Annotated in this window: 26 protein-coding genes; 20 read left to right on the top strand and 6 right to left on the bottom strand. The window is 36.0% G+C overall.

The features are described 5' to 3' along the window. Window positions 1-150: 150 nt before the first annotated feature. The 15 genes from AC6IWN_RS07530 to rsfS all read left to right on the top strand — a co-directional run bounded on the left by AC6IWN_RS07530 (window position 151) and on the right by rsfS (window position 11,930). Window positions 151-852 carry a response regulator gene (locus AC6IWN_RS07530; RefSeq protein WP_497991761.1) on the top strand — a complete coding sequence of 234 codons (702 nt, stop codon included), beginning with the start codon at window positions 151-153 and terminating at the stop codon, window positions 850-852. Between the two features lie 141 nt (window positions 853-993). Continuing rightward, window positions 994-1,326, top strand: a complete 333-nt coding sequence (locus tag AC6IWN_RS07525) for a cupin domain-containing protein (RefSeq protein ID WP_497991760.1) — start codon at window positions 994-996, stop codon at window positions 1,324-1,326. A 398-nt stretch (window positions 1,327-1,724) separates the two neighbouring features. Then, the gene (locus tag AC6IWN_RS07520; RefSeq protein WP_497991759.1) at window positions 1,725-2,342 is read left to right on the top strand and encodes a hypothetical protein; all 618 of its coding nucleotides are present in this window, start codon (window positions 1,725-1,727) and stop codon (window positions 2,340-2,342) included. A gap of 172 nt (window positions 2,343-2,514) precedes the next feature. Further along, window positions 2,515-4,419, top strand: coding sequence for a TIGR03960 family B12-binding radical SAM protein (locus AC6IWN_RS07515; protein ID WP_497991758.1), 1,905 nt, complete (start codon window positions 2,515-2,517; stop codon window positions 4,417-4,419). After that, a complete protein-coding gene (locus AC6IWN_RS07510; RefSeq protein ID WP_497991757.1) occupies window positions 4,403-5,242 on the top strand; it encodes a TIGR03936 family radical SAM-associated protein in 840 nt (279 codons plus the stop codon). The genes AC6IWN_RS07515 and AC6IWN_RS07510 overlap by 17 nt, the downstream gene beginning before the upstream one ends. A 27-nt stretch (window positions 5,243-5,269) precedes the next feature. Further along, window positions 5,270-6,499 (top strand): ribonuclease E/G, encoded by a 1,230-nt coding sequence (locus AC6IWN_RS07505; RefSeq protein WP_497991756.1) that lies wholly within the window; start codon window positions 5,270-5,272, stop codon window positions 6,497-6,499. 84 nt (window positions 6,500-6,583) lie between these two features. Next, window positions 6,584-7,054, top strand: a complete 471-nt coding sequence (ybaK, locus tag AC6IWN_RS07500) for a Cys-tRNA(Pro) deacylase (protein ID WP_497991755.1) — start codon at window positions 6,584-6,586, stop codon at window positions 7,052-7,054. 168 nt (window positions 7,055-7,222) lie between these two features. Then, window positions 7,223-7,531 (top strand): 50S ribosomal protein L21, encoded by a 309-nt coding sequence (gene rplU, locus AC6IWN_RS07495; RefSeq protein WP_497991754.1) that lies wholly within the window; start codon window positions 7,223-7,225, stop codon window positions 7,529-7,531. Between the two features lie 8 nt (window positions 7,532-7,539). After that, window positions 7,540-7,860 carry a ribosomal-processing cysteine protease Prp gene (locus tag AC6IWN_RS07490; protein WP_497991753.1) on the top strand — a complete coding sequence of 107 codons (321 nt, stop codon included), beginning with the start codon at window positions 7,540-7,542 and terminating at the stop codon, window positions 7,858-7,860. An 87-nt stretch (window positions 7,861-7,947) separates the two neighbouring features. Then, window positions 7,948-8,235 (top strand): 50S ribosomal protein L27, encoded by a 288-nt coding sequence (gene rpmA / locus AC6IWN_RS07485; RefSeq protein WP_497991752.1) that lies wholly within the window; start codon window positions 7,948-7,950, stop codon window positions 8,233-8,235. A 294-nt stretch (window positions 8,236-8,529) separates the two neighbouring features. Continuing rightward, complete coding sequence (gene obgE / locus AC6IWN_RS07480) at window positions 8,530-9,813, top strand: GTPase ObgE (RefSeq protein ID WP_497991751.1); 1,284 nt, start codon at window positions 8,530-8,532, stop codon at window positions 9,811-9,813. A 25-nt stretch (window positions 9,814-9,838) separates the two neighbouring features. After that, on the top strand, window positions 9,839-10,150 hold the full coding sequence (gene yhbY, locus AC6IWN_RS07475) for a ribosome assembly RNA-binding protein YhbY (protein WP_497991750.1): 312 nt from the start codon (window positions 9,839-9,841) through the stop codon (window positions 10,148-10,150). Window positions 10,151-10,272: 122 nt separating this feature from the next. Next, the gene (gene nadD / locus AC6IWN_RS07470) at window positions 10,273-10,881 is read left to right on the top strand and encodes a nicotinate-nucleotide adenylyltransferase (protein WP_497991749.1); all 609 of its coding nucleotides are present in this window, start codon (window positions 10,273-10,275) and stop codon (window positions 10,879-10,881) included. Between the two features lie 12 nt (window positions 10,882-10,893). After that, window positions 10,894-11,466 carry a bis(5'-nucleosyl)-tetraphosphatase (symmetrical) YqeK gene (yqeK, locus tag AC6IWN_RS07465; protein WP_497991748.1) on the top strand — a complete coding sequence of 191 codons (573 nt, stop codon included), beginning with the start codon at window positions 10,894-10,896 and terminating at the stop codon, window positions 11,464-11,466. A gap of 104 nt (window positions 11,467-11,570) precedes the next feature. Beyond that, complete coding sequence (rsfS, locus tag AC6IWN_RS07460; RefSeq protein ID WP_497991747.1) at window positions 11,571-11,930, top strand: ribosome silencing factor; 360 nt, start codon at window positions 11,571-11,573, stop codon at window positions 11,928-11,930. Window positions 11,931-12,128: 198 nt separating this feature from the next. Here the strand turns inward: rsfS and AC6IWN_RS07455 are convergent, their stop codons facing one another. Together AC6IWN_RS07455 and lexA are read right to left on the bottom strand one after the other, a co-directional pair. Beyond that, on the bottom strand, window positions 12,129-12,353 hold the full coding sequence (locus AC6IWN_RS07455) for a hypothetical protein (RefSeq protein ID WP_497991746.1): 225 nt from the start codon (window positions 12,351-12,353) through the stop codon (window positions 12,129-12,131). Window positions 12,354-12,667: 314 nt separating this feature from the next. Continuing rightward, window positions 12,668-13,285 carry a transcriptional repressor LexA gene (gene lexA, locus AC6IWN_RS07450; protein WP_497991745.1) on the bottom strand — a complete coding sequence of 206 codons (618 nt, stop codon included), beginning with the start codon at window positions 13,283-13,285 and terminating at the stop codon, window positions 12,668-12,670. A gap of 293 nt (window positions 13,286-13,578) precedes the next feature. Between lexA and yneA the strand changes: the two genes are divergently transcribed. Further along, window positions 13,579-13,935: a cell division suppressor protein YneA gene (gene yneA, locus AC6IWN_RS07445; RefSeq protein WP_497991744.1), complete on the top strand. Its 357-nt coding sequence runs from the start codon at window positions 13,579-13,581 to the stop codon at window positions 13,933-13,935. A gap of 273 nt (window positions 13,936-14,208) precedes the next feature. On the opposite strand, the gene AC6IWN_RS07440 is transcribed toward yneA, so the two are convergent. From AC6IWN_RS07440 to AC6IWN_RS07430, 3 genes are all read right to left on the bottom strand, one after another. Then, window positions 14,209-15,720 (bottom strand): Ig-like domain-containing protein, encoded by a 1,512-nt coding sequence (locus AC6IWN_RS07440; RefSeq protein ID WP_497991743.1) that lies wholly within the window; start codon window positions 15,718-15,720, stop codon window positions 14,209-14,211. Between the two features lie 339 nt (window positions 15,721-16,059). Further along, a complete protein-coding gene (locus tag AC6IWN_RS07435; protein WP_497991742.1) occupies window positions 16,060-17,580 on the bottom strand; it encodes an Ig-like domain-containing protein in 1,521 nt (506 codons plus the stop codon). A gap of 60 nt (window positions 17,581-17,640) precedes the next feature. Continuing rightward, window positions 17,641-19,152: an Ig-like domain-containing protein gene (locus AC6IWN_RS07430; protein ID WP_497991741.1), complete on the bottom strand. Its 1,512-nt coding sequence runs from the start codon at window positions 19,150-19,152 to the stop codon at window positions 17,641-17,643. Window positions 19,153-19,434: 282 nt separating this feature from the next. Here AC6IWN_RS07430 and AC6IWN_RS07425 point away from each other — a divergent pair, with 282 nt between their 5' ends. The 4 genes from AC6IWN_RS07425 to AC6IWN_RS07410 all read left to right on the top strand — a co-directional run bounded on the left by AC6IWN_RS07425 (window position 19,435) and on the right by AC6IWN_RS07410 (window position 22,247). Then, a complete protein-coding gene (locus AC6IWN_RS07425) occupies window positions 19,435-19,896 on the top strand; it encodes a LytTR family DNA-binding domain-containing protein (protein ID WP_497991740.1) in 462 nt (153 codons plus the stop codon). Next, on the top strand, window positions 19,893-20,612 hold the full coding sequence (locus AC6IWN_RS07420; protein WP_497991739.1) for a LiaF transmembrane domain-containing protein: 720 nt from the start codon (window positions 19,893-19,895) through the stop codon (window positions 20,610-20,612). The genes AC6IWN_RS07425 and AC6IWN_RS07420 overlap by 4 nt, the downstream gene beginning before the upstream one ends. Window positions 20,613-20,796: 184 nt before the next feature. Further along, window positions 20,797-21,213 carry a nucleoside-diphosphate kinase gene (gene ndk, locus AC6IWN_RS07415; RefSeq protein WP_497991738.1) on the top strand — a complete coding sequence of 139 codons (417 nt, stop codon included), beginning with the start codon at window positions 20,797-20,799 and terminating at the stop codon, window positions 21,211-21,213. 110 nt (window positions 21,214-21,323) lie between these two features. Beyond that, entirely contained in the window at window positions 21,324-22,247 is a 924-nt protein-coding gene (locus AC6IWN_RS07410; RefSeq protein ID WP_497991737.1) for an AraC family transcriptional regulator, read from the top strand. Between the two features lie 26 nt (window positions 22,248-22,273). On the opposite strand, the gene AC6IWN_RS07405 is transcribed toward AC6IWN_RS07410, so the two are convergent. Then, complete coding sequence (locus AC6IWN_RS07405) at window positions 22,274-22,930, bottom strand: YbhB/YbcL family Raf kinase inhibitor-like protein (protein WP_497991736.1); 657 nt, start codon at window positions 22,928-22,930, stop codon at window positions 22,274-22,276. Window positions 22,931-22,939 lie beyond the last annotated feature (9 nt).

Genomic DNA, 22,939 nt, shown 5'->3' with positions numbered 1-22,939 from the left:
GAATTACTGTTATGATGTTTTCAATAAATAATAAAAAAGGTTGAAAGTAGATTAGATTAGCAAGAACACTAATTCAAAATCTTATTGTCAATAAGCAATGCTAATGTTTTATAAAAATCGCAAATCAGAAAATGATCAAGGAGGGAGTTTATGAATAAGAATCAGGTTGTTTTGTTAGTAGAAGACGAATTGCCGATTAGCAACTTCATCTCCACAATACTTACTCATAATAGTTATAATGTTATCAAAGCGGAGACAGGAAGGGATGCATTGGCTTTAGCATCTTCCCACTGTCCTGATATTATATTGCTTGATCTTGGATTACCGGATATGGATGGGATTGATGTACTTAAGAATATTCGCGAATGGAGCAGTATCCCTGTTGTAGTAGTTTCAGCTAGAGGGCATGAAAGAGAAAAGGTTGAGGCACTTGACCTTGGTGCTGATGATTATATCACCAAGCCTTTTGGTACCTCTGAATTATTAGCTAGAATTCGTACCGCCGTTAGGCATAGTCAAAAGTTACCGGAGGACAAACTGCCGGAGCAGGATAGAGTTATAGTAGGCGGTCTCTGTATCGACTATGAGAAACGAATTGTGAAGGTTGAGGAGAAGGAAGTACATCTGACGCCGATCGAATATAAGATTATCGTACTGTTATCCAGAAATGTTGGTAAGGTTTTAACACATGATTTTTTGATTAAAGAAATCTGGGGTCCTTACGTGAATGAAAATCAAACTCTTCGTGTTAATATGGCAAATATCAGACGTAAGATTGAGGCAAATCCCGCCGAGCCGAAGTATATCATCACGGAGGTTGGAGTTGGGTACCGAATGGTTGATGAGGTGTAATGCATCCAATTAGGTTTTATGTTAACAAAGGGTAGGTTATGAATCTACATAAACTACCTTCATTCATTGGTAGGCTTAATGAAAAAATATTGATACAATTGTTCCATAATAGTATTTATTGTAATTGAGAGGATAGAAAATATGTCAAAAACATTCCCTGAACCAGTATTAAATTTACCAGAGGCAGATATTCCACTGAGAGGTATAAGCGCTTATCTTTCACAAGGAGAAAATCATCAAATTATATTCATGGAATTTTCTGAGGATGTTGATTTGCTGGAACATTCCCACGAAAGTCAATGGGGAATAGTTCTTGAAGGAAAAATTGAATTGATTATTGATGGTGCTAAAAATACTTACATAAAGGGTGACAGGTATTTCATTCCTAATGGGATTAAACATTCAGGTAAAATATATGCGGGATATGCAGATATGACGTTTTTTAACCAAAGGGATAGATATATGAAAAAATGAAGTTTAGTAAGTTTGCATTCTTTCACAAATGCGATCCAAATGAAAGATTCAATAGAGCAGAGCAAAATTTACGCTCTGCTCAAATTTATACTAAATATCAACGATATATTGTGACTAAGCCAAAGTTTTTAAAGGTTTCTCTTCTGAATTATTTATTACGATTACCATAGTTAGCGTAAAGATAATAAATAGACTTGTGATTATCCATCTCTTCAATTTTATCCTCTTCCTTATTTCCGTTTATAATATAATATAAATTTGACGTTACATATTCATTTTGGGTTCCATATGATATTTTAAAGAGCGTGAATTTTGCTGTTTTATTTGGTATAACTGGCTCTTTGTCTCAATATAATGAATTAAAACAAGCAATGTAACAATCTGAAAGGAGGCGCCATATGAATAGTAAGATTGATGACACCGCAACCATTCCGCAAATTGAGGAGAATTTACATTATATGAACGAAAATCTGTTTCATACGGGTAAAATTAGCGAATCAAATCAATTGATCCCGAGAAAAGATGCAAACCAGCTTCGACCGGATAGAGCAAAGGTGACAAAGCAGGACGCAGAAGATTTTCCTTTGGTTTCTAATGACTACATAAACGAATCTCCGATGATATCGAGAGCAGAATATATCAGACAGGCGAGAGAATCCTGTCTCCGCCAATTAAGTAATGTTCAGCTTTATAGCAAACCTTATGATATTAATTATATGGAACCTGATATTCCAAATGAGCAGCTAAGCGATAAAAAATCCAACGCGATGAATCTATTTCATAATAATTCTCAGGAGAACGCCACAAATGCCAAGAACCCGGAGCAGCAGTTAGCCTCTTATCGATCCATATTGATACGAAGTGTATGTGCAATCATTCTATTTTTAAGTATCTTTGCCATTGATAAGTTTCATGTAAAAGTAGGTGATGTCTCGAATCAGGTGATAAAAGAATACGTAACCGGTAATGATGCCTTAAAAGATCTGGAAAATATAATTGTCGGATGGTTAAAATAAGAATAACTTATTCTATTGTTCGTTGTAATTTCAAAGGTTATCAGTTATAATATATCGGATAGAAAAAACGGATTAATACGAAAAATGAATGAATACATTCCGTTTGGCGAAATATCTATAGGGATATTTCGTGCACTAATGTAGGTGCTGCAATCAGCATCATGGAGGTAAAATGAGAAAAATAGCACTATCAGATGAGGCATTATTAACAGTTGAAAAGCCAGCCAGATATATCGGTGGCGAAGTAAATGCAATAGAAAAAGACAAATCAAAGGTCGACATTCGTTTTTGTATGTGTTTTCCTGATGTATATGAAATCGGAATGTCTCACTTGGGAATACAGATATTATATGATATACTGAATCGTCGTGAGGATACTTATTGTGAAAGAGTATATTCTCCTTGGGTGGATTTGGACAAGGTAATGAGAGAGAAGAATATCCCTCTGTTTGCTCTTGAAAGTCAAGACCCCATAAAGGATTTTGACTTCTTAGGCATCACATTGCAATATGAGATGTGTTATACCAACATTCTTCAGGTACTTGAATTATCACAGATACCGCTTTATGCGAAAGACAGAACAGAGGAGTATCCAATCGTAATCGGTGGCGGTCCCTGCAGCTATAATCCGGAGCCAATTGCTGACTTTTTTGATATATTTTATATCGGTGAAGGAGAAACTGCGTACGATAAGCTATTAGATGTCTATAAAGAATGTAAGAAATTAGGTCTAACTAAATATGAATTTTTAGAAAAAGTGGCACAGATTGAAGGAATGTATGTGCCTGCTTTTTATGATGTAAAATATAAAGAAGACGGCACCATTGAAAGCTATACCCCAAATAATGCATCCGCTCCTGATAAGGTTATGAAACAGGTGGAGATGCATCTAAGTGAAGCTTATTATCCAACCAAACCGGTTGTGCCATTTATCAAGGCAACACAGGATCGTGTGGTTCTTGAAATTCAAAGAGGATGTATCAGAGGATGCCGCTTCTGTCAGGCGGGTATGATTTATCGACCAACCAGAGAACGTAAATTAGAATATCTAAAGGAATGCGCTTATGAGATGTTAAAATCGACCGGACATGAGGAAATTTCCTTAAGTTCCTTAAGTTCCAGTGATTATTCCCATCTTCAAGAACTCGTGTATTTTTTGATTGATGAATTTGGTTCTAAAGGCGTTAATATCTCCTTGCCTTCTCTTCGAATTGATGCCTTTGCACTTGATGTAATGAGTAAGGTTCAAGATGTCAGAAAGAGTAGTTTAACCTTTGCGCCGGAGGCGGGAAGTCAGCGACTTCGTGATGTTATCAATAAAGGCTTAACCGAAGAAATTATCCTTGGTGGTGCTCTAAAGGCATTCCAAGGCGGATGGAATCGTGTAAAATTATACTTTATGCTTGGCCTTCCGACTGAGACAAATGAAGATATTGAAGGAATTGCTACCTTATCAGAGAAGATAGCAAGAGAATATTATACGATTCCAAAGGAAGAAAGAAACGGAAAAGTAAGTATTGTATCCAGTACCTCCTTCTTTGTTCCTAAACCGTTCACACCTTTCCAATGGTCAAGAATGAATACCGGAGAGGAATTCATTGAGAAAGCACGTTTCCTACGAGATAGAATGAATGAGCAGTTAAATCGTAAGAGTATAAAATATAACTGGCACGAAGCAAAGCTAACTGTTTTAGAAGGTGCTATGGCAAGAGGTGATCGTCGAATCAGTAAGGTTATTTATGATGCATATCAACTCGGATGCCTATATGATTCTTGGAGTGAACATTTTGATTATCAAAAATGGATGCAAGCCTTTGAAATGAATGGCATCGATATTGAATTCTATAATAGCAGGGAGCGTTCCGAGGATGAGATTTTCCCTTGGGATTTCATTGACGTGGGTGTAACAAAACAGTTCTTATTAAAAGAATATCAGCGTGCGAAAGGCGAGAATGTTACTCCAAACTGTAGACAAGCCTGCTATAATTGCGGTGCCAAAGTTTTCGCAGACGGCACATGTCCGGCCATGATAACAAACCAGACCAACGAGGAGGTGCAGGATGAAAGTAAGAATTAAATTTCAAAAGTATGGTGCGATGAAGTTCATCGGACACCTTGACGTTATGAGATATTTTCAAAAATTATTCCGCAGAGCGGAGATTGATAATGAATATTCCAAGGGATATAGCCCTCACCAGATTATGTCCTTCGCTGCACCGCTTGGTGTGGGTCTTACCAGTGATGGAGAATATCTGGATGTACAGCTTTTATCCAGTGATTCTGCCGAAAAGATGGTCGAAAGAATAAATGCGTCTTCCTCCGAAGGTTTTCGAATCACCGGGTTTCACCCATTATTAGACCCGATTGAAAATCAGAAAGTAGTAACTGCGATGTCACTCGTTGGATCTGCAGACTATCTGGTATCTTTAAAAAACGGTTATTCCATAAATGGTATCACTAATCAAGAGGAATTCCAGAATAAATTTGAAAAGTTTATGTCCCAAAAGGAAATCATTGTAGATAAAAAGACAAAAAACAGTGAGAAATCGGTTGATATTAAGCCGATGATTACATTAGTTGCTTATGAAGAAAAAGAATACAAGAATAAGCTTAAGGAAGTTATAATTCCAGAAGAGGATCTGCCTCACACGAATCCAGTGGCAGGCTTTTCAATTCCTGTAGAATCAGTAGCTAATCATTATGAAAGCGGTATCAAAGTATATCTTCAGGTAGATACGGGTAGTGCAGCGAATCTTAAACCGGAACTTGTGATGGAGGCATTTTATAATACCGTTGGACAGCCTTTCGAAAAATTTGCATGGCAGGTTCATCGTATTGAGGTATATACAAAAGATGCGGAGCAAGGAAAATTAATCGCACTGGATCAACTGGAAAGATAATTATAAAACGCCCCAAAGGAGTGAACCATGGATAATAAATTGATTATTACGAAAGAAGAAAACCAAATCATATCTGCTTTTTTTGAAGGTAGGGATATGGTTCAGGTTTCTTTTAATTCTTGCGAAAACTCCTCGATTCTTGGCAATATATATCTAGGTAAAGTAAAGAATATTATTAAAAATATCAATGCAGCCTTTGTTGAGATCTCCGATGGTAAAATGTGCTATTACTCCTTAGGGGAAAATCGATCACCTATCATGGCCGAAAGTAATTCTGAGGATCGTAACCAGAAGTCAACCGAAGTCAAACTCAGGGTTGGTGATGAGCTTATCGTTCAGGTGACCAAAGAGGATGTTAAAACAAAAGCTCCTGTCGTAAGCTCCAATATTAATTTTACGGGCAAATACGTTGCGTTAACCTATGGTAAAACCACGAACGGTGTATCCTCAAAGATAAACGATGAAAAAGAGCGTCAGAGGCTGAAATCTATTACCAGAAAATATCAAAATAGTGAGTATGGCTTTATTATCCGTACAAATGCCGCATTTATTTCAGAAGAGAAAATTGCAGATGAGATTGAGAAATTAATCGAGGCTTACGATAAAATTCGCAATTACGGAATTCATAAATCCCGTTTTTCCTTATTATATAAAACACCTCCGAATTATATCTGTGATATCAGAGACGGTTACACGGATAATGTAGATGAGTTCGTTACAGATAATCAGGATTTGTATGATAATATGAAGGAGTATCTGGAGCAATATCAACCAGAGGATTTGGGGAAGTTACGACTTTATGAGGACCCAACCTTAACTCTATCGAATTTGTACGGCATTCATGATAGAGTAACGGAGGCGGTACGCCCCATGGTATGGTTAAAATCAGGTGGGACTATCGTAATTCAACCGACGGAAGCGTTAACCGTGATTGACGTCAATACTGGTAAGGCTGTTGCAGGTAAGAAGAAGGTTCAGGAGACTTTCTTAAAGGTAAACCGCGAAGCTGCAAAAGAGATTGCTAGACAAATCAGACTTCGTAATTTATCCGGAATTATCATCATTGATTTTATTGATATGGATTTACAAAAAGATAACGAATTGTTGATGAACGAGCTTGAGAATTATTTTAAACAAGATCCAATTAAAACCACTTTGGTTGATATGACCGCCTTAGGGCTTGTGGAAGTCACACGAAAAAAAGTAAGAAAACCTCTTCATGAGCAAGTAGAAGAAATTCGAAGGAAAAATAAATAAAGTAATTTATAATTAAAATCCGTAGTTTACTTCAGCAAAATCCTTTGCATAAATTAGCATGAAAGGCAGGCATGTACTGATCGTATGATAAAAACAAATGTGATGAGGCTATTAGACCAAGCCAAAATCTCTTATAACTCTATTGAATATAAAGTGGACGAGAATAATCTCGCAGGTGAACATGTTGCCGCTCAAATCGGTATACCGGTAGAGCGGGTTTTTAAGACACTGGTAGCAAAAGGTGAGAAAAAAGGCTTCGTTGTCTTTTGTATCCCTGTCAATCTTGAATTGAACTTAAAGAAAGCGGCATCCATCATCGGAGACAAAAAAATCGAGATGCTTCATGTCAAGGATTTGCTGGCAACAACAGGCTACATACGAGGTGGGTGTTCTCCAATCGGAATGAAGAAGAAATTCCCTACCTATATGGATGAGACCGCCATCCTATATGATGAAATCACGATTAGCGCCGGCATTCGAGGGTGTCAATTAACCATCCCGCGAGAAGCGTTAATTGAATATATTGATGCAACTCTATGTGACATCGCAGAGTGATTTTTTGATTGATTGAATTTTTCATTGACAAACAGTGACATATATATTATTATATTTTAGTGTGCCGCACAACGAGGTATAAGTTTTGAAATTGGAATTGTTTGGTAATCAAATAAGGAAGAGTTCGAACACCATAGTTGGCGAGTAATGATAATAGGAGGTGCCAATATGTACGCAATTATTGCAACTGGTGGAAAACAGTACAAAGTAGCGGAAGGCGATATCATTAAAGTAGAGAAGCTTGGTGTAGAAGCAGGTCAAACTGTAACTTTCGATCAAGTACTCGCTGTAAACAACGGCGAATTAGTAGTAGGAAGCCCTACTGTAGCTAACGCTAATGTTTCTGCAACTGTTGTTGAAGAAGGCAAAAACAAAAAAGTTATTGTTTTCAGATACAAGAGAAAATCAGGATATCACAAGAAGAATGGTCACAGACAGCCATTTACCAAAGTTAAGATTGAAAAGATCAACGCATAGGTAATCATATGGTTGAAGTAGCTATTTTTAAAAATTCGGAGAATTTGATTACCGGCTTTAAGCTATCCGGACATGCAGGCTTTGCCGAATTCGGGAAAGACATTGTATGTGCAGCGGTTTCAGTCTTAGTAATCAATACCATTAATTCTATTGAGAATTTTACCTCGGACAAATTCACTTATGATGAGGACGAGAAAAAAGGAATTATAGAATTTCATGTGACTTCTGAGGTTTCAAGTAATGGTAATTTATTATTAAGTTCCTTAGCACTCGGTCTTATGAATGTTGCAGAGGAATATGGTGATAAATACATTAAGTTGACTCAGTAGAGTTCACAGTAACTTTAGATTGTTATAGATGAATCTATTCATAGAATAATTTATCTGAGATATCATTGAATTTAGGAGGTGTAGAACATGTTAAGAATGAACCTTCAATTTTTCGCTCATAAAAAGGGTGTGGGTTCTACCAAGAACGGTAGAGATTCCGAATCCAAGAGATTGGGCGCTAAAAGAGCAGATGGTCAATTTGTTCTTGCAGGAAATATTCTTTACAGACAGCGCGGTACGAAGATCCATCCAGGAACTAACGTAGGACGCGGTGGCGATGATACATTATTTGCTTTAGTAGATGGCGTTCTTAAATTTGAGCGTAAGGGTAGAGATAAAAAGCAAGCAAGTGTTTACCCTGTAGAAGCAAAATAGTCATAAACCATTAGGTATTGACCCCAAATTCTAAAGTGTAAGAATTTGGGGTTCTTTTTTGCTTTGCACATTTAGAAATATTTGAGAGAATAACTCGGTTGTATTTACCATTTATTTTGTTTATAATAAGCAACGTAAAGTTGGAAATAATAATATACGATGTAGATATTGGCTTTACATGTTTAAATATATCACTGATAAATAATGTCATTATAAATGATAAATGAAACACTTGAATTCATATACCATTTATAATGACATGAAAACACATAGTTAGTAAGAATGGAGGAAATTATGTTTGCAGATAGAGCGGAAATTCATATCAAATCCGGCAAAGGCGGCGACGGTCATGTGAGCTTTCGTAAAGAAATCTTTGTACCTGCCGGCGGTCCTGACGGCGGTGATGGCGGCAGAGGCGGCGATGTGATCTTTGTGGTTGATGAAGGTTTGAATACATTATCTGATTTTCGATATATTCGAAAGTACAGTGCGCAGGACGGCGAAAACGGTGGTAGAAAAAAGTGCCACGGTAAGGATGGTAATGATATCATCATCAAAGTCCCGGCAGGCACGGTTATCAGAGAAAAAACGACCGGTAAGGTTGTAGCAGATATGTCTAACGGACAAATCAAAGAATTAGTTCTTCGTGGCGGCAGAGGAGGCAAGGGCAACCAGCATTACGCAACTCCAACAATGCAGGTTCCAAAGTATGCACAGCCCGGCCAGAAGGCGCAGGAGATGGACGTACTCCTTGAGCTTAAGGTTATTGCGGATGTTGGTTTAGTAGGCTTCCCGAATGTGGGTAAGTCAACCTTTTTATCACGTGTTACCAATGCAAAGCCTAAGATCGGTAACTACCATTTTACAACACTTACTCCTAATCTTGGAGTTGTAGATCTCGAGGGCGGTGGTTTTGTAATTGCCGATATTCCTGGACTTATCGAAGGTGCTTCAGAAGGTCTTGGTTTGGGTCATGAATTCTTAAGACACATTGAAAGAACTAAAGTAATCATTCATCTTGTAGACGCTGCCGCTACAGAGGGTAGAGATCCGATCGATGATATTAAATTAATTAATGCGGAACTTACCGCATACAATGCTGATTTAGAAAAGAGACCTCAGGTCATCGCAGCAAATAAAACAGATGTTTTGATTGCCGAGGATGAAGAGATTATCCTGAATAAATTAAGAGAAACTTTTGAGCCACAGGGTATCCCAGTTTTGCCGATTTCAGCAGTAAGCGGTAAAGGTGTAAAGGAATTGTTATACCATGTAAAAGGGATGTTGAATAACCTTGACAGTGCACCGATCGTATTTGAGAAAGAATTTGTATACAATGATCTAGCGAATTCTAATGAACCATACGAGGTATGGAAGGAAGATGAGAAGCTTTACGCAGTGGAAGGACCTCGTATCGAGCGTATGCTTGGATATACGAATCTCGATTCCGAGAAGGGGTTTGAATTCTTCCAAAAGTTCTTAAAAGAAAATGGTATCCTGGAGAAGCTCGAGGAGCTTGGTATTCAGGAAGGCGATACCGTAAGGATGTACGGATTAAGCTTCGATTATTATAAATAATATGGTACAAGAAAGGAGTTCACATATGACAACAAAGCAAAGAGCATATTTAAAGGGTCTTGCAATGACAATAGAACCAATCTATCAAATTGGAAAATCATCACTTACACCGGAACTTACAGAGGGTGTGTCAGAGGCATTAGAAGCGAGAGAGTTAATCAAAATCTCTGTGTTAAAAAACTGTATCGATGATCCAAAGCAATTAGCGCAGATACTATCTGAGCGTACGCATTCCGAGGTTGTTCAAGTGATTGGTAAGAAAATCGTTCTGTATAAAGAATCAAAGGACAAGAAAAAAATCATTCTTCCGGAAGAGAAGAAGTCCAAGAAGTTATAATGACAAAGGATTAGTATTGCAGTATTGTTTACTGGGAATTTGAGTTAATGATTGTTTCACGGAATTACTAACCGCAATACTAACGTACTAAGTGATGAAGTTTGTACAGAATGGAGCTTATTATGAAGAAGATTGGTATTATGGGCGGAACCTTTAATCCGATTCATTTTGGTCATTTATTTCTCGCTGAAAATGCATACGAACAAGCTGGTTTAGATAAAGTTCTATTTATGCCCTCTAAAAATCCACCGCATAAAGCAATGCCTGATCGAGTGACGGAACAGCAGCGTGTGGATATGGTGAAACTTGCAATTGAAGATAATTCACATTTTGAATTATCAACGATGGAATTACATCGTGAGGGTCTCACTTTTACTGCAGATACACTGCGTATATTAAATCAGCAGAATCCGGACACAGAATACTTTTTTATTGTTGGGACGGATTCTCTGTTCATGATGCAACACTGGAAGGATCCTCAGGTTGTATTTGAATTTTGTACGGTACTGGTTGCCGCAAGGGATAATGCGGATTATGATGTAATCACAGAGCATATGGATTATCTGAAACAGACTTATCAAGCCAGGATTCAGTATATGTCGATGCCAATGCTAGATATTGCATCAGCCAAGATCAGGGAGCGTTTAGAGAATTCCCAATCGGTTCGGTATTATTTGCCTCAATCTGTAATTCAATACATTGCTGATCATCAACTATACGTTGCAATATAGGAGGTGGCCAATATGGACTTGGAACAAATCCATGAAAACCTGAAGGGTGTACTAAAAAACTCAAGATATCTACACAGCACAGGAGTAGAGGAAGTTGCTCATGATTTGGCTGTAATATACGGCTGTAATGAGCGCCAGGCGATACTAGCCGGGATTTTACACGATTGTGCAAAGTATTTATCGGACGAGGAGCTATTGCAGGAATGTCGCTTATATCAGCTTCCAATCACGGAGGTTGAGGTCAAATGTCCCTTCTTGCTTCATGCGAAGGTTGGAGCACTGTATGCCAGAACAAAGTATGGCATAGAAGAGAAAGAGATACTCGATGCAATTACCTACCACACAACCGGAAGACCTGACATGACCATACTAGAGAAAATCATATTTGTATCGGATTACATCGAACCGTATCGCAAGCCACTGCCTCGAATTGAGGAGATAAGAAAAACCGCTTATCAGGATTTGGATTATGCGGTGTATCTGGTTTTAGAGAATATAGTACAGTATCTAGAGGAATCCGGAAGTATAATTGATCAAACAACAATAGAAACCTATCAGTATTACAAAAAGTTATTGAATATATAAACACCGTTACGAATAACTGGATCGAACAATTTAATAACAAATATATAATTTGTCTAAAGATAGATTGATCCAAAGAAATCAGGAAAGGTATAGGTATATTATTAATGGATATTTCAAAAAAAATGGTTAAATTAGCATATGAAGGCTTGGACGAAAAGAAGGGTGAGGATATTCAAATTATTGAAATCAAGGATATCTCCATTATTGCAGATTATTTCATAATCGCTAATGGTACAAACTCCTCACAGGTAGATGCATTAGTTGGCTCCGTAGAGGAAAAGTTAAGCAGAGAGGGCTTTGAGCCTAAGCGAATTGAAGGTGTTCGTTCTGCCAGCTGGATTCTTATGGATTACGGCGATATTGTAGTTCATGTATTCTCAAAAGAAGACCGCCTATTCTATAACCTTGAGCGTATCTGGAGAGATGGTAAATCAGTTTCTAAAGAAGAGCTTGATAACGAATAACAGACATTAATCATATTTCGACATAGAATATGGCTCTGTGAAATGATGTAAATAACGCCATTGTTATTCTCATACATTTCGCAGAGCCATTATATATGAAAGGCAAAATATTTGGGTCATGAATATTTTGTGCCGTATTTAGTAATAAGCAAGTAAGGGATAAAAGGAGAGCAGTATTCCTTTAACTTATGTCATCGCTCATTTTATTAATTTTTCTTCAATTTCAATTGCCCTTTCACTAATCTCTTCCGGTATTCTAAACTCTATCGAATTGTCTGGGTATTTTCCATTCTTGAGATAATATAGTTCGTTTTCAATATTTACCTTAACGTAAGTCTTGATACTCCCCTTCACTTGTGTTTTTACATGCGGATGTTTTGATTGAATGTCTATTTCCGTTTTAATATTGGTTATATTTATCATATCATTCACCCCTTTGTAGTATTATTATATTAAATATTACTCCAAATGATACTGCTCAATTACATTGTAATGTATAATTTTTACATTTTCAATATATATTCAACCATAATATAATACATATTAACTAAATTTTTTCTCTTTTTAGCATGTCTAGCAATCATTAAATTTTGAATTTTGCTCCTAAGATATAAAGATTTATATTTTGAAGAATAGTTGCATAGCGATTCGAACAAAAAGGATATGAATATCATACTGATATTCATATCCCTTCAAACATCTTATTCACTTGTTGAGATTCCTGTTTATGTAATAAACTAGTTATACATACGGAATAATCCGATAACCTTACCAAGAATCTTAAGATCAGATACGATTATTGGTTCCATCGTATCATTCTCAGGTTGAAGACGATAAAAGCCATTCTCTTTATAAAAAGTCTTAACCGTAACTTCCTCACCGAGTAGTGCAACAACATAATCACCATTCTTCGCATGGGACTGACGCTGAACCAGAATATTATCACTATTATAAATGCCTGCGTTAATCATGCTTTCACCCTTGACTTTAAGCATAAAAGTATCTTCATTCGGCATATATTCGGACGGAATCGGGAAGTAGCTGTCTACATTCTCAACAGCAAGAATTGGCTGTCCTGCAGTAATTGTACCAATAATCGGTACATTTACTAGTTCACGTCTGGTTAAATTAAATTCATCGTCGATTATCTCTATGGCACGTGGCTTAGACGGATCTCTTCTAATGTAACCGTTCTTCTCCAAAGTCTCAAGATGGGAGTGCACTGATGAGGTTGATTTTAACTTTACTGCTTCACATATTTCTCGTACAGCCGGCGGATATCCTTTATTAATAATCTGAGATTTTAAATAATCCAGTATTTCTTTCTGTTTATTACTTATTCTACCATACCCCATAAATATGTCGGCCTCCATTCCTTATTTGCTTCATTATAACATAACACCCAAGAAAATGCAAAACGAATGTTCTGAAAACCGAAAAAATGTTTGTAAAAAGGAATATATGTTCGATTTATTGTTGACAAACAAATGTTCGTATCATATAATAGCAGTAACAAAACAAATGTTCGCATCATACGTTCGAAAATTTAAAAATATATTTTACTGAGACATCAAATGACCGTGACCCATATTATAATGATGAAAATGATTGATGCAATTATCGATAATTATATCGGGAGGTATGTAATATGAATAGAACAGCATATAGGACAGCCGAAGGGCAACAGTATTATGAAGCTAATAAGAAGAGAATTTGGAGTATGGCTATAGTAGTATTAATGATTCTACTTTTATTATCCGTTGGATTTATTGCAAAAACAGTAACCGCTCAGAGCAACAAGGAGAGTGTGAAATTAGTAACCAGTGTGGAAGTGAAGAAGGGTGACACTCTATGGGGTATCGCTACAGATTATTACAGTAATAACTATGCAGACATGAATGCCTACATAAAAGAAATTAAGTCGGCCAATGGTTTAACCAGTGATGATATCCATGCTGGTAATTATATCATTGTTCCTTATTATAAAGAAGTAGCTTCGAATTAATACTAGATAAAAGAATTAATACTGCATAAAAGAAAAGAAACACGCTTAACGTGTTTCTTTTCTTTGCTTATATATTAGTGTGTTGTTCTCCTTATTGTAAGCAAGCATTCTCATCTTCTAAACTGAAGCCTGTAAAACTCGATTATACACGGTATAAGAGCTGCATATCACCTGTACTCAGATCTGGTAATAGACAGAGCATCAATCTAATAAACGTTCCGGATTTATAGAGATATAACCAACTAAATTCTTATATTCCTTAATACTTCAAGATTAGTTCTGAACATAAAAAGTATCTGCAATGGATAGTACTGATTTTTGAGTGATAGGAGTACCACCTAAATCGAACACTAATATAGATACTTCATATTGATCATAGGCAAATGAGTATACAGTCATTTTCATACTCAATCCTCCCATATTCGCTGTAAAGTCCGTTCGAAATACGTTACCAATATTAGCAGGAAGTATAACTTGTTTAAAATCACCAACTGTTACGTTTAAATCTAATTCCGAATCTTGGTATAATTCTTGCATTTCTTTCTTCATAGCAGCTAGTGAAAATTCTTTTTCAAACTTTTTCTTTACTGTATAATAATCCGGAGCTTTTTTTCCAGTATCTTCGATAGTAAGCATAACATATGACATACCATTCTCGGATGGAGACCCCATTCCTAAATAGGAACCTTCAAAATCGCTCCCTGAATAATCCCAGCTTGTTGGAGTTGAAAAATGTAATTTTCCAAAGCTTTGATCGGCCGCAGCGACATTGCCAACCTTTGTGAACGGATTAGAAGAGCTAACAGCTACAATAAAATATGTATACTTTGTAGTACCTACGGTAGCGGTAATTGTTGCTTTGCTGGCTTTAACTACATTCAATGTTCCGTTTGTAACAGCAATAGCAGTAGGGTTATTTGAGGTCCATGTAACCGGAGCTGTCGTTTTTACTGGAAGAGTAAGTGTTGTAGTTTTATCTCCGACATAAACCAGATGAGAAGTTTGATTAATGCTTGGCGAATTGTTAACTGTAACCTTACATGTGTAATTAACTCCATCTATCCTACCGGTGATATATGCGGTACCTTTGCCAACAGCAGTTACTTTACCGTCATAGGATACATAAGCTATATTCTTATTATTCGATGACCATAACGCACGATATTTAACTCCTTTAAAGGATAACGCTTGTGTTTGACCCTGTGTAAGAGTAAGAGTTTTTTTAGATATTGCAATTTTTTCATTTACTGTTACTTTACATTTGTATTTTTTACCATGAATGCTTGCAGTAATTGTTGCCTTTCCTTTTTTGATACCGGTTATGATACCATATTTGTCAACGGAAGCTACTTTTGGAGCACTTGAGGTCCACTTTGCTGTTTTTACAGTGCCGGTATCCTTCCCGTTCACTCGAATAAAGTCCCTTTTAGCGACGTTCAGTGTGATTGATGAGCTACTCAGTGCAGTTTTTTCCACAACGGTAATTTTGCGTTTTAACTTTTTACCTCTTACTGAAGCTGTAATAGTAGCAGATCCTATTTTAACTGCGGTTACCTTACCTTTTGAATCAACTTTAACATAGCTTTTATTACTGCTTGACCAGGATGCTTTCTTTTTGGTACCTGATACAGAAAGAGTCGTTGTTGATCCCACCTCAAGTGTTGTAAGCTTTGCTTTTAACGAGATTGTAGCAGCCTCAGCAACCTTTGAATTTGCCTGGGAAGGGAAGATTAGTAAAGTTGCGATTAAGCAAACTGCCAAAAAGTATGATATGTACTTCTTCATGTTATTACCCCCATATGATTTTCTGATTTTTATATAATAGTGGATGGATTGTCTAGCGACTGCTAGGACACCCATACTATATTTGATTATAAAGTATTATTTTACCAAAATCAATGATTTGTATCGATTTGGTATACAATTGTATTCATATGTTACTAATATGGACACAGAAAAAGAGCTCATCCATGATGTTATATTCCCTTTATGAGAAACAGTTTACATACTAAAAACTGTTTCTCATAAAAAGGTGCAAATTCGCGGATGAGCTGGTTCTTTTTCTATTAAACCGTATATCAATTTTATTATAAGTCTTTGTATTGTAAGTTAATGAATTTACAATTATTGAATATAAACTGAGTTAACAATATAATCTAAAATCTTCTGGAAATTAGGGGTATCTCCGATGTCTTCGGTATCAAAGCTAATATTGTAATTATCAATCGCAAATGAATAATTTACATCTTTATAAGTATCACCGTATAACGTATAATCCACCTCAGATCTTAGTATATTACCGAAAGAGGATGTATAAGTATATTGCTTAGAACCTAAGAATTTATAATCCACTCCATATTCCTTCTGATTGTCAATTAAATCAGCGACTAATAATGGCTCGGATATGTCTCTCATTAGTAAATTCTTTGTTCTATAATATCCCGGCTCTTTTCTTGTTGTTTTCTCAATGTCTAATTCTATACTGCTATCACTTCCTTTATATGGTGATATTGTACCCATATAGTATAAAAAGGTTTCATCATCAGCAAAGCTGTCAATATCCCAAGAAGCAGGTACAACAAGATGAACCTTATCGAAGGTAATTTCTTTTGCTGCAAAAGGTGCCTTTTTTAGATATGGGTTTGATTTATCAATAACTACAACATAATAAGTATAAGAAGTTGTCCCAACCGTTGCTTTAACCGTAACATTACCTGCTGCGAGTGCATTGATTGTTCCATCAGTTATAGTTACCACCTTTGTATTACTCGACTGCCAAGTAATTGGATCCTTTGTTGTAATAGGAGATGGTAATTTTGTTTTTTTATCACCAACAAATACAAGTGCACAACTTTTGGTGATACCGGCAGGCTTTGTAACCTTTACGGTACAATGGTAATCGTAACCATCCACTCTACCGGTGATTACGGCTGTTCCTTCACCAACACCGGTAACTTTTCCGTCAAAGGATACGTATGCAACATTCGAATTACTGGAACTCCAAACAGCACGATAAGCGATTCCCTTAAAAGATAAAGGTTTGGTCTGGCCGGATTGAAGTGCAAGAGTTGTGTTTGATATTGCTATTTTTTCCTTTACAGTAACCTTACAATAATAAGTTTTACCATGAATGGAGGCTGATATTGTAGCAGTACCAACCCCTGCAGCATATATGACACCCGTGCTATCTACGATAGCAACCTTTTTATTGCTGGTAGCCCATTTGGCAACTTTTGTTTGAGCAGTATTTTTACCCCTAACCTTAATAAAATCTTTTTTACCAACATTTAAGGTAACTGTATTAGTATTTAATGCAGTCGGTTCTACTACAGTTATCTTTTTTGTATATTTTTTATTGTTGACTTTAGCGGTAATAGTCGCAGAACCAATTTTATTTGCTTTTACTTTACCCTTAGAATCAACGCTCACATAGCTTTTATTGCTGGAAGTCCAGGATACTTTCTTTTTGGTACCTGATACGGTAAGGGTAGTAGTAGATCCCACTTCAAGTGTTGTTAATTTTGCTTTAACGGCGATTGTAGCGGCCTGCGCCACTTTTATATTTCCTTGTAGAGGCATAATAGGTGATACCAACAAGGATGCAATCAATAATACTGATAAGAAAAATGAAATATGTTTTTTCATGATTACCTCCAAAAAATTTATTAGAACAAATTATTATTTTTACATGGCTATTTAAATGAATTAATTTTGCACATAGATTGAATTCATAACATAATTCATTTGTGTTTGTAATGTAGTGGAAGAACCTACTGTTTCTAGATCAAAAATTATATTATATTTATCAAATGCAGCAGAAAAGAGTACTTCATAATAATCCTCACCGAACAATCGATAGGAAAGCTGTGTTTTTAATGTGTTTCCAATGTTGGTAAGGTAATTCCCCTGGCTACTGCTTTTAAAAGTATAATCCACACCATGTACACCGAATTGTTCTTTATAAGATGCAATGATCATTTTTTCTGACATGTCTTTCATCATAGAAATCTTTGATTTGTAAAAATCGGTGGGTTGAGAGTTTGAATTAATATATAATACACCGCTCGTATTATTATCAGGATAGAGCATAGATACATGCATACCCAAATTCTCATCCTGTGTAGTGTCCATACTCCAATAAGCCGGCATTACCATATGTACATTACCAAAAGTGATTTCCTTTGCTTTAAACGGAGCATTTTTTAAATAAGGATTCAATTCATCCACACAAACAATTAAATAAGAATATTGTTTCGTACCTACAGTTGCTGTAATTTTAACATTCCCTTTGGATTTCACTGTTATTGTTCCGGCATTAACGGTAACAATATTATTATTAAATGATTTCCAAGTAATTGGATCGGTTGTTGTTACAGGAAGGGTGAGTTTTGTTGGTTTGTCACCGACTTTTGCTAAGATTGCATTTTGTGTGATATCTGACGGTTTTGTTACGGTTACATTACATTTGTAATCAGTACCATCCACACGACCGGTAATCGTTGCAGTTCCATTACCTACTGCAGTTACTTTACCATCATAGGATACATATGCGACATCCTTATTACTGGAAAACCATACCGCTCTGTATGTAATACCTTTGAAGTTTAACGCCTTTGTCTGACCGGATATTAACTTGATCGAAGAGTCAGAGATTGCAATCTTTTCCTTTACAGTTACCTTACAGGTATACTTCTTTCCATGAATTGCAGCGGTTATATTAGCTGTTCCGATGCCATTTGCAGTGATAATACCGGTGTTGTCCACTGTAGCAACCTTTGCATTGCTGGTTGTCCATTTCGCTGTTTTTGTTTCTACTGTTGTTTTGCCAAGAACTTTAATAAAATCCTTTTTTCCTACATTTAGAAGGAGCGTGGTGCTTGACAGTTTCGTCTGCTCAACAACGGTTATTGTTTTACTTAATTTTTTACCGCTGACCGATGCATAGATTTTTGCAGAACCCTTCTTTTTAGCAGTTACTTTACCTTTCGAATCCACGGTAACATAGGATTTATTGCTAGAAGACCAGGTAACTTTCTTTTTGGTACCGCTGACGGTAAGCTTTGTTGATGATCCGATTTCAAGTGTTGTTAAGCTGGCCTTAATTGAAATCGTTGCCGCTTGCGCAACCTTAGTATTCCCCTGATAAGGTGAGAAGGGAGATACTAGGATTGAAGCGATTAAACAAACCGCCATAAAAAATGATAAATACTTTTTCATGTTATTACCCCCAAGTTTTTTATTTCGAGTTTTTATTCCAAGTTTTATTATAAATTAGAATTCTTGGAAAAGCAATTTAATTAATGTATAATCATGGAAAGAGATAAAATATGCTTTAATCATCATTTTCCAATAAGAAAGCTGAATATACAGTTATAAGATACTCAAAGATAACACAATAGGAATTATTTCTTACCTCTTGCATTAACTAATTTACCTCTTGGTTTATATCTATTTACATATTCATTATAATAATTATAATAGGATTATGGAGATGAGCAAATGAAAGTCAGAGTAGAGATCGATGAAAATTTGAAAGAAGATGAGATAATAATTCGTAGTAACATATTAGATGATAAGACTCAGAAGGTTTATGATGCCCTGATGGATATTACAAAGGGCTCCCAGCATCTTATGTTATATAAGGGAAATGTAGAATATTATATGCCGCTAGAAAATATTCTGTTTTTTGAGACAGCTGATAGCTGTATCAGTGCACATACAGTGAGCAATGTTTTTGAGACTACATATCGCTTATACGAATTAGAAGAAAAGTTGCCCGGATATTTTATGAGAGTCTCAAAATCAACGATATTAAACGTAAATCAAATATATTCGATTTCCAGAAATCTTACCGCTTCCAGCGAGGTACAGTTTTTAGGAACACATAAACAAGTTTATGTCTCCAGATTATATTATAAATCATTAAAATGTAGATTAGAAGAAAAGAGGAAAAGTATATGAGAAGAAGAGAAACCTATTGGGGCTTGTTGTTTATTATCGCAGCCGTTTTGATTTTGCTAAACCAGTTCGGTTTTTTCCAAGATGCACTATCTAATGTGAATGCATTTTCAATTGTGGCGGCTGTAATACTGGGTGGTATTACATTAAAGAGTTTGATTTACATTGATTTTTGGGGTATCTTTTTTCCGATTGCATTCATAGCAATCCTATTTAGCAAAGATCTTCATATTGAACAATTCACTCCGTGGCCTGCATTATTCACCGCATTCTGCCTTAGTGTAGGATTTTCGCTAATCTTTCGAAAATCACACATGTTCGGCGGCCACAGATGGCATACCCATCACGATAGCTCATTTGGTAAAAATGTAATCAATCAACCAGATAATGACACGGTTAAGTGTAGTACCAGTTTCGGCGAATGTATTAAATATGTAAACTCTGAAAATTTTCAAAAGGCTGATATAAAGAGTTCATTCGGAACAACTAAGGTGTATTTTGATCACGCACAGGTTCCCTCTGGTAAAGCTGACATCTATCTGGACGTATCCTTTGGTGAAGCAAAATTATATATTCCAAGTTCCTGGAACATTATTAATGATGTTCACGTAGTATGTGGCGATACCGATATCATTAATAAAAACGTAAATGAAGGCTCTCCTGTTGTTACCATTCACGGAAATGTAAGCTTTGGTAACGCAAAGGTATATTATGTTTAATAAAGTCATCGTATGACCACACATTTTATTGAAAGGACATAGGCTATCGTTGCTTATGTTCTTTTTGTTAATTTAACACTTTAATAAATTAGTATAATGTTCTATAATAAAATAGTAAACGCTGGTAATCATGGTAATAATTAAGAAGTATTATAAATAAAGGTACGAAAGGTGTGTAATCGATATGGAAAGAACTCTTGTAATTATCAAACCGGAAGCAGTAAAGAAAAAGTTAGTGGGAAAAATCATATCAATCTACGAAGATAATCGCCTGGAAATCATTCACGCACATAGGGTATTACCGACCAGAGAAGTGTTAGAAAAGCATTACTCTGCACATATTGGGAAAGAGTTCTTTGAGAGCTTGGTAGCTTTCATGTCATCCTCTGAAGTAGAGGTACTAATTCTTGAAGGAGAAAATGTTGTTGAGATTGTAAGAGAAATTAACGGAGCAACCAATCCATCAAAGGCCAGACCCGGAACCATTCGTTATATGTACGGAGATGATGTACAAGCCAATTCAGTACATGGCTCCGAATCTGTTGAAGTAGCAAAACAAGAGATTGAAATCTGGCGAGACCTTATCCGATTCGAAAGTTAAACAAAATATCAGAACACATAAACAAAAGGACAAAATTAATATGCATACCAATGCATGATTTTGTCCTTTTCTGTAATGGAATAAACGGAGAGTAGAAGGAGTTTTCACCTATGAATCACATACAAGATTTGTATACAAAAAGTTATGATACTGAGTGGAATCGAATTGTATATCTGAGGATTCTTAAAGAAGAAACATATATATATTTGAATGATGCGCAAACTTGCAAATTAATCTTGGTCTCAAATGGAAATGGATTGATTGAGTGTAATAACCGTATGCTACAGGTTTCTTCCCCCTCAATTATTTGCTTAAATCATACAGATAGAATTAGAATCGATAAGAATAGTGGATTCGATATAACAGTTTTATTTTTCCGTCCCATTGCACTCAATGATTTGCTGGATTATAAATTCATTCATCAAAAATTATATGATTCCTATGGTGGTACAACATTATATCAGGATGCAACATTACTTAGCACATTCTATGACATATCTGACTCAAAACGTATTCTCACCATGATTGATCCTGCATCTTCAAAGGCTTTACATAGTTTTCTAGATAAGATGGACACCGAATTAACACTTCAAAAGGACGGATTTTGGCCCTGCCGAAGCAGATCATACTTTATTGAGCTACTATTTTATCTTGAGGGATTAAGAGATGCGATAAAGCCTAGTAACGAAGAAGTTCCGTTCAAGAAACATACGAATACATTAGTCTATTCCATAATTCACTACCTTAACCAGAATATTGGTAAGAAAATGACATTAGAGATGCTTGAAAAAGAATTTGCATGCAATCGAAATAAAATCAATAGTGAATTTCAAAAAGAGATGAATATAAGTGTAATGAAATATTTTGTTATGATGCGTATGCAATTGGCTGCAGGAATTTTAAGGGATACCGGAATACCCATAATGGAAGTTTCCATGAGAGTAGGGTATTCCGATGTCGGATATTTTTCGCGATCGTTTAAGAAACAATATGGGAAAACGCCGAACGAATATCAATCACTTTTTGATTCTTAGGATATATATTAAACCTTTGATGTTAATTATTTCACTTTTTCACCATAAGTATAGGTTCCTGATATTTCACCTTTCGCTATGATATTACCTGGGTTTCCACCTGATGTATCCATTCTTTCTAAGATACGATCTACTTTTAGATTCGTGGAATCCATGGCTCCACCATAGGAATCAGGTTTTTCTTTTAGTGCATACACCGTTATTATATAAGTATGAGTGCCACTCGGAGGGTAGGGTCCAACGTATTCACTGTTTTTAAGGTTTTCTCCAAGTTTAAGGTTTGTTTTTGTTAAATCCGTCACCCTCCAATGTAACCAATTTTGAGCATTCGGATCAAGCATATAGATAGCATAATAGGATGCACCATCATATGCGCTCCAGGATAATTGGGGAGACTTATTTTCTCCAACCTTAGTGTAACTGATAATCGAACTCCATTTTCCGTCCTCCCTGAGTTGATCCGAAGTAACCGCAAACTTCGGAAGTTTGTTAACTTGATCTACGATACTCTCTTGTGGAATTGGTGTCAGTGTGGCTTTTGTTTCTTTGTTCGGAGTTGGGGTAGGAGATGTTGTAACATCCTCCGAGGAATTCTTACTTTCAGGTTCCTGCTTTGAACATCCAACAAAGATTGTAGCAATTAGTATTACGAATAATAAGTATGATATTTTTTTATAACTCATAAATTTTCT

This window comes from Variimorphobacter sp. HTMS_6 (assembly GCF_059717775.1).
This window is presented reverse-complemented; position numbering and strand designations above follow the sequence as displayed.

Excerpts from the sequence above, each read along its gene's own strand:
- AC6IWN_RS07530 (WP_497991761.1), top strand. The coding sequence starts at position 151 with ATGAATAAGAATCAGGTTGTTTTGTTAGTAGAAGACGAATTGCCGATT.
- AC6IWN_RS07525 (WP_497991760.1), top strand. The coding sequence starts at position 994 with ATGTCAAAAACATTCCCTGAACCAGTATTAAATTTACCAGAGGCAGAT.
- AC6IWN_RS07520 (WP_497991759.1), top strand. The coding sequence starts at position 1,725 with ATGAATAGTAAGATTGATGACACCGCAACCATTCCGCAAATTGAGGAG.
- AC6IWN_RS07515 (WP_497991758.1), top strand. The coding sequence starts at position 2,515 with ATGAGAAAAATAGCACTATCAGATGAGGCATTATTAACAGTTGAAAAG.
- AC6IWN_RS07510 (WP_497991757.1), top strand. The coding sequence starts at position 4,403 with ATGAAAGTAAGAATTAAATTTCAAAAGTATGGTGCGATGAAGTTCATC.
- AC6IWN_RS07505 (WP_497991756.1), top strand. The coding sequence starts at position 5,270 with ATGGATAATAAATTGATTATTACGAAAGAAGAAAACCAAATCATATCT.
- ybaK (WP_497991755.1), top strand. The coding sequence starts at position 6,584 with ATGATAAAAACAAATGTGATGAGGCTATTAGACCAAGCCAAAATCTCT.
- rplU (WP_497991754.1), top strand. The coding sequence starts at position 7,223 with ATGTACGCAATTATTGCAACTGGTGGAAAACAGTACAAAGTAGCGGAA.
- AC6IWN_RS07490 (WP_497991753.1), top strand. The coding sequence starts at position 7,540 with ATGGTTGAAGTAGCTATTTTTAAAAATTCGGAGAATTTGATTACCGGC.
- rpmA (WP_497991752.1), top strand. The coding sequence starts at position 7,948 with ATGTTAAGAATGAACCTTCAATTTTTCGCTCATAAAAAGGGTGTGGGT.
- obgE (WP_497991751.1), top strand. The coding sequence starts at position 8,530 with ATGTTTGCAGATAGAGCGGAAATTCATATCAAATCCGGCAAAGGCGGC.
- yhbY (WP_497991750.1), top strand. The coding sequence starts at position 9,839 with ATGACAACAAAGCAAAGAGCATATTTAAAGGGTCTTGCAATGACAATA.
- nadD (WP_497991749.1), top strand. The coding sequence starts at position 10,273 with ATGAAGAAGATTGGTATTATGGGCGGAACCTTTAATCCGATTCATTTT.
- yqeK (WP_497991748.1), top strand. The coding sequence starts at position 10,894 with ATGGACTTGGAACAAATCCATGAAAACCTGAAGGGTGTACTAAAAAAC.
- rsfS (WP_497991747.1), top strand. The coding sequence starts at position 11,571 with ATGGATATTTCAAAAAAAATGGTTAAATTAGCATATGAAGGCTTGGAC.
- AC6IWN_RS07455 (WP_497991746.1), bottom strand. The coding sequence starts at position 12,353 with ATGATAAATATAACCAATATTAAAACGGAAATAGACATTCAATCAAAA.
- lexA (WP_497991745.1), bottom strand. The coding sequence starts at position 13,285 with ATGGGGTATGGTAGAATAAGTAATAAACAGAAAGAAATACTGGATTAT.
- yneA (WP_497991744.1), top strand. The coding sequence starts at position 13,579 with ATGAATAGAACAGCATATAGGACAGCCGAAGGGCAACAGTATTATGAA.
- AC6IWN_RS07440 (WP_497991743.1), bottom strand. The coding sequence starts at position 15,720 with ATGAAGAAGTACATATCATACTTTTTGGCAGTTTGCTTAATCGCAACT.
- AC6IWN_RS07435 (WP_497991742.1), bottom strand. The coding sequence starts at position 17,580 with ATGAAAAAACATATTTCATTTTTCTTATCAGTATTATTGATTGCATCC.
- AC6IWN_RS07430 (WP_497991741.1), bottom strand. The coding sequence starts at position 19,152 with ATGAAAAAGTATTTATCATTTTTTATGGCGGTTTGTTTAATCGCTTCA.
- AC6IWN_RS07425 (WP_497991740.1), top strand. The coding sequence starts at position 19,435 with ATGAAAGTCAGAGTAGAGATCGATGAAAATTTGAAAGAAGATGAGATA.
- AC6IWN_RS07420 (WP_497991739.1), top strand. The coding sequence starts at position 19,893 with ATGAGAAGAAGAGAAACCTATTGGGGCTTGTTGTTTATTATCGCAGCC.
- ndk (WP_497991738.1), top strand. The coding sequence starts at position 20,797 with ATGGAAAGAACTCTTGTAATTATCAAACCGGAAGCAGTAAAGAAAAAG.
- AC6IWN_RS07410 (WP_497991737.1), top strand. The coding sequence starts at position 21,324 with ATGAATCACATACAAGATTTGTATACAAAAAGTTATGATACTGAGTGG.
- AC6IWN_RS07405 (WP_497991736.1), bottom strand. The coding sequence starts at position 22,930 with ATGAGTTATAAAAAAATATCATACTTATTATTCGTAATACTAATTGCT.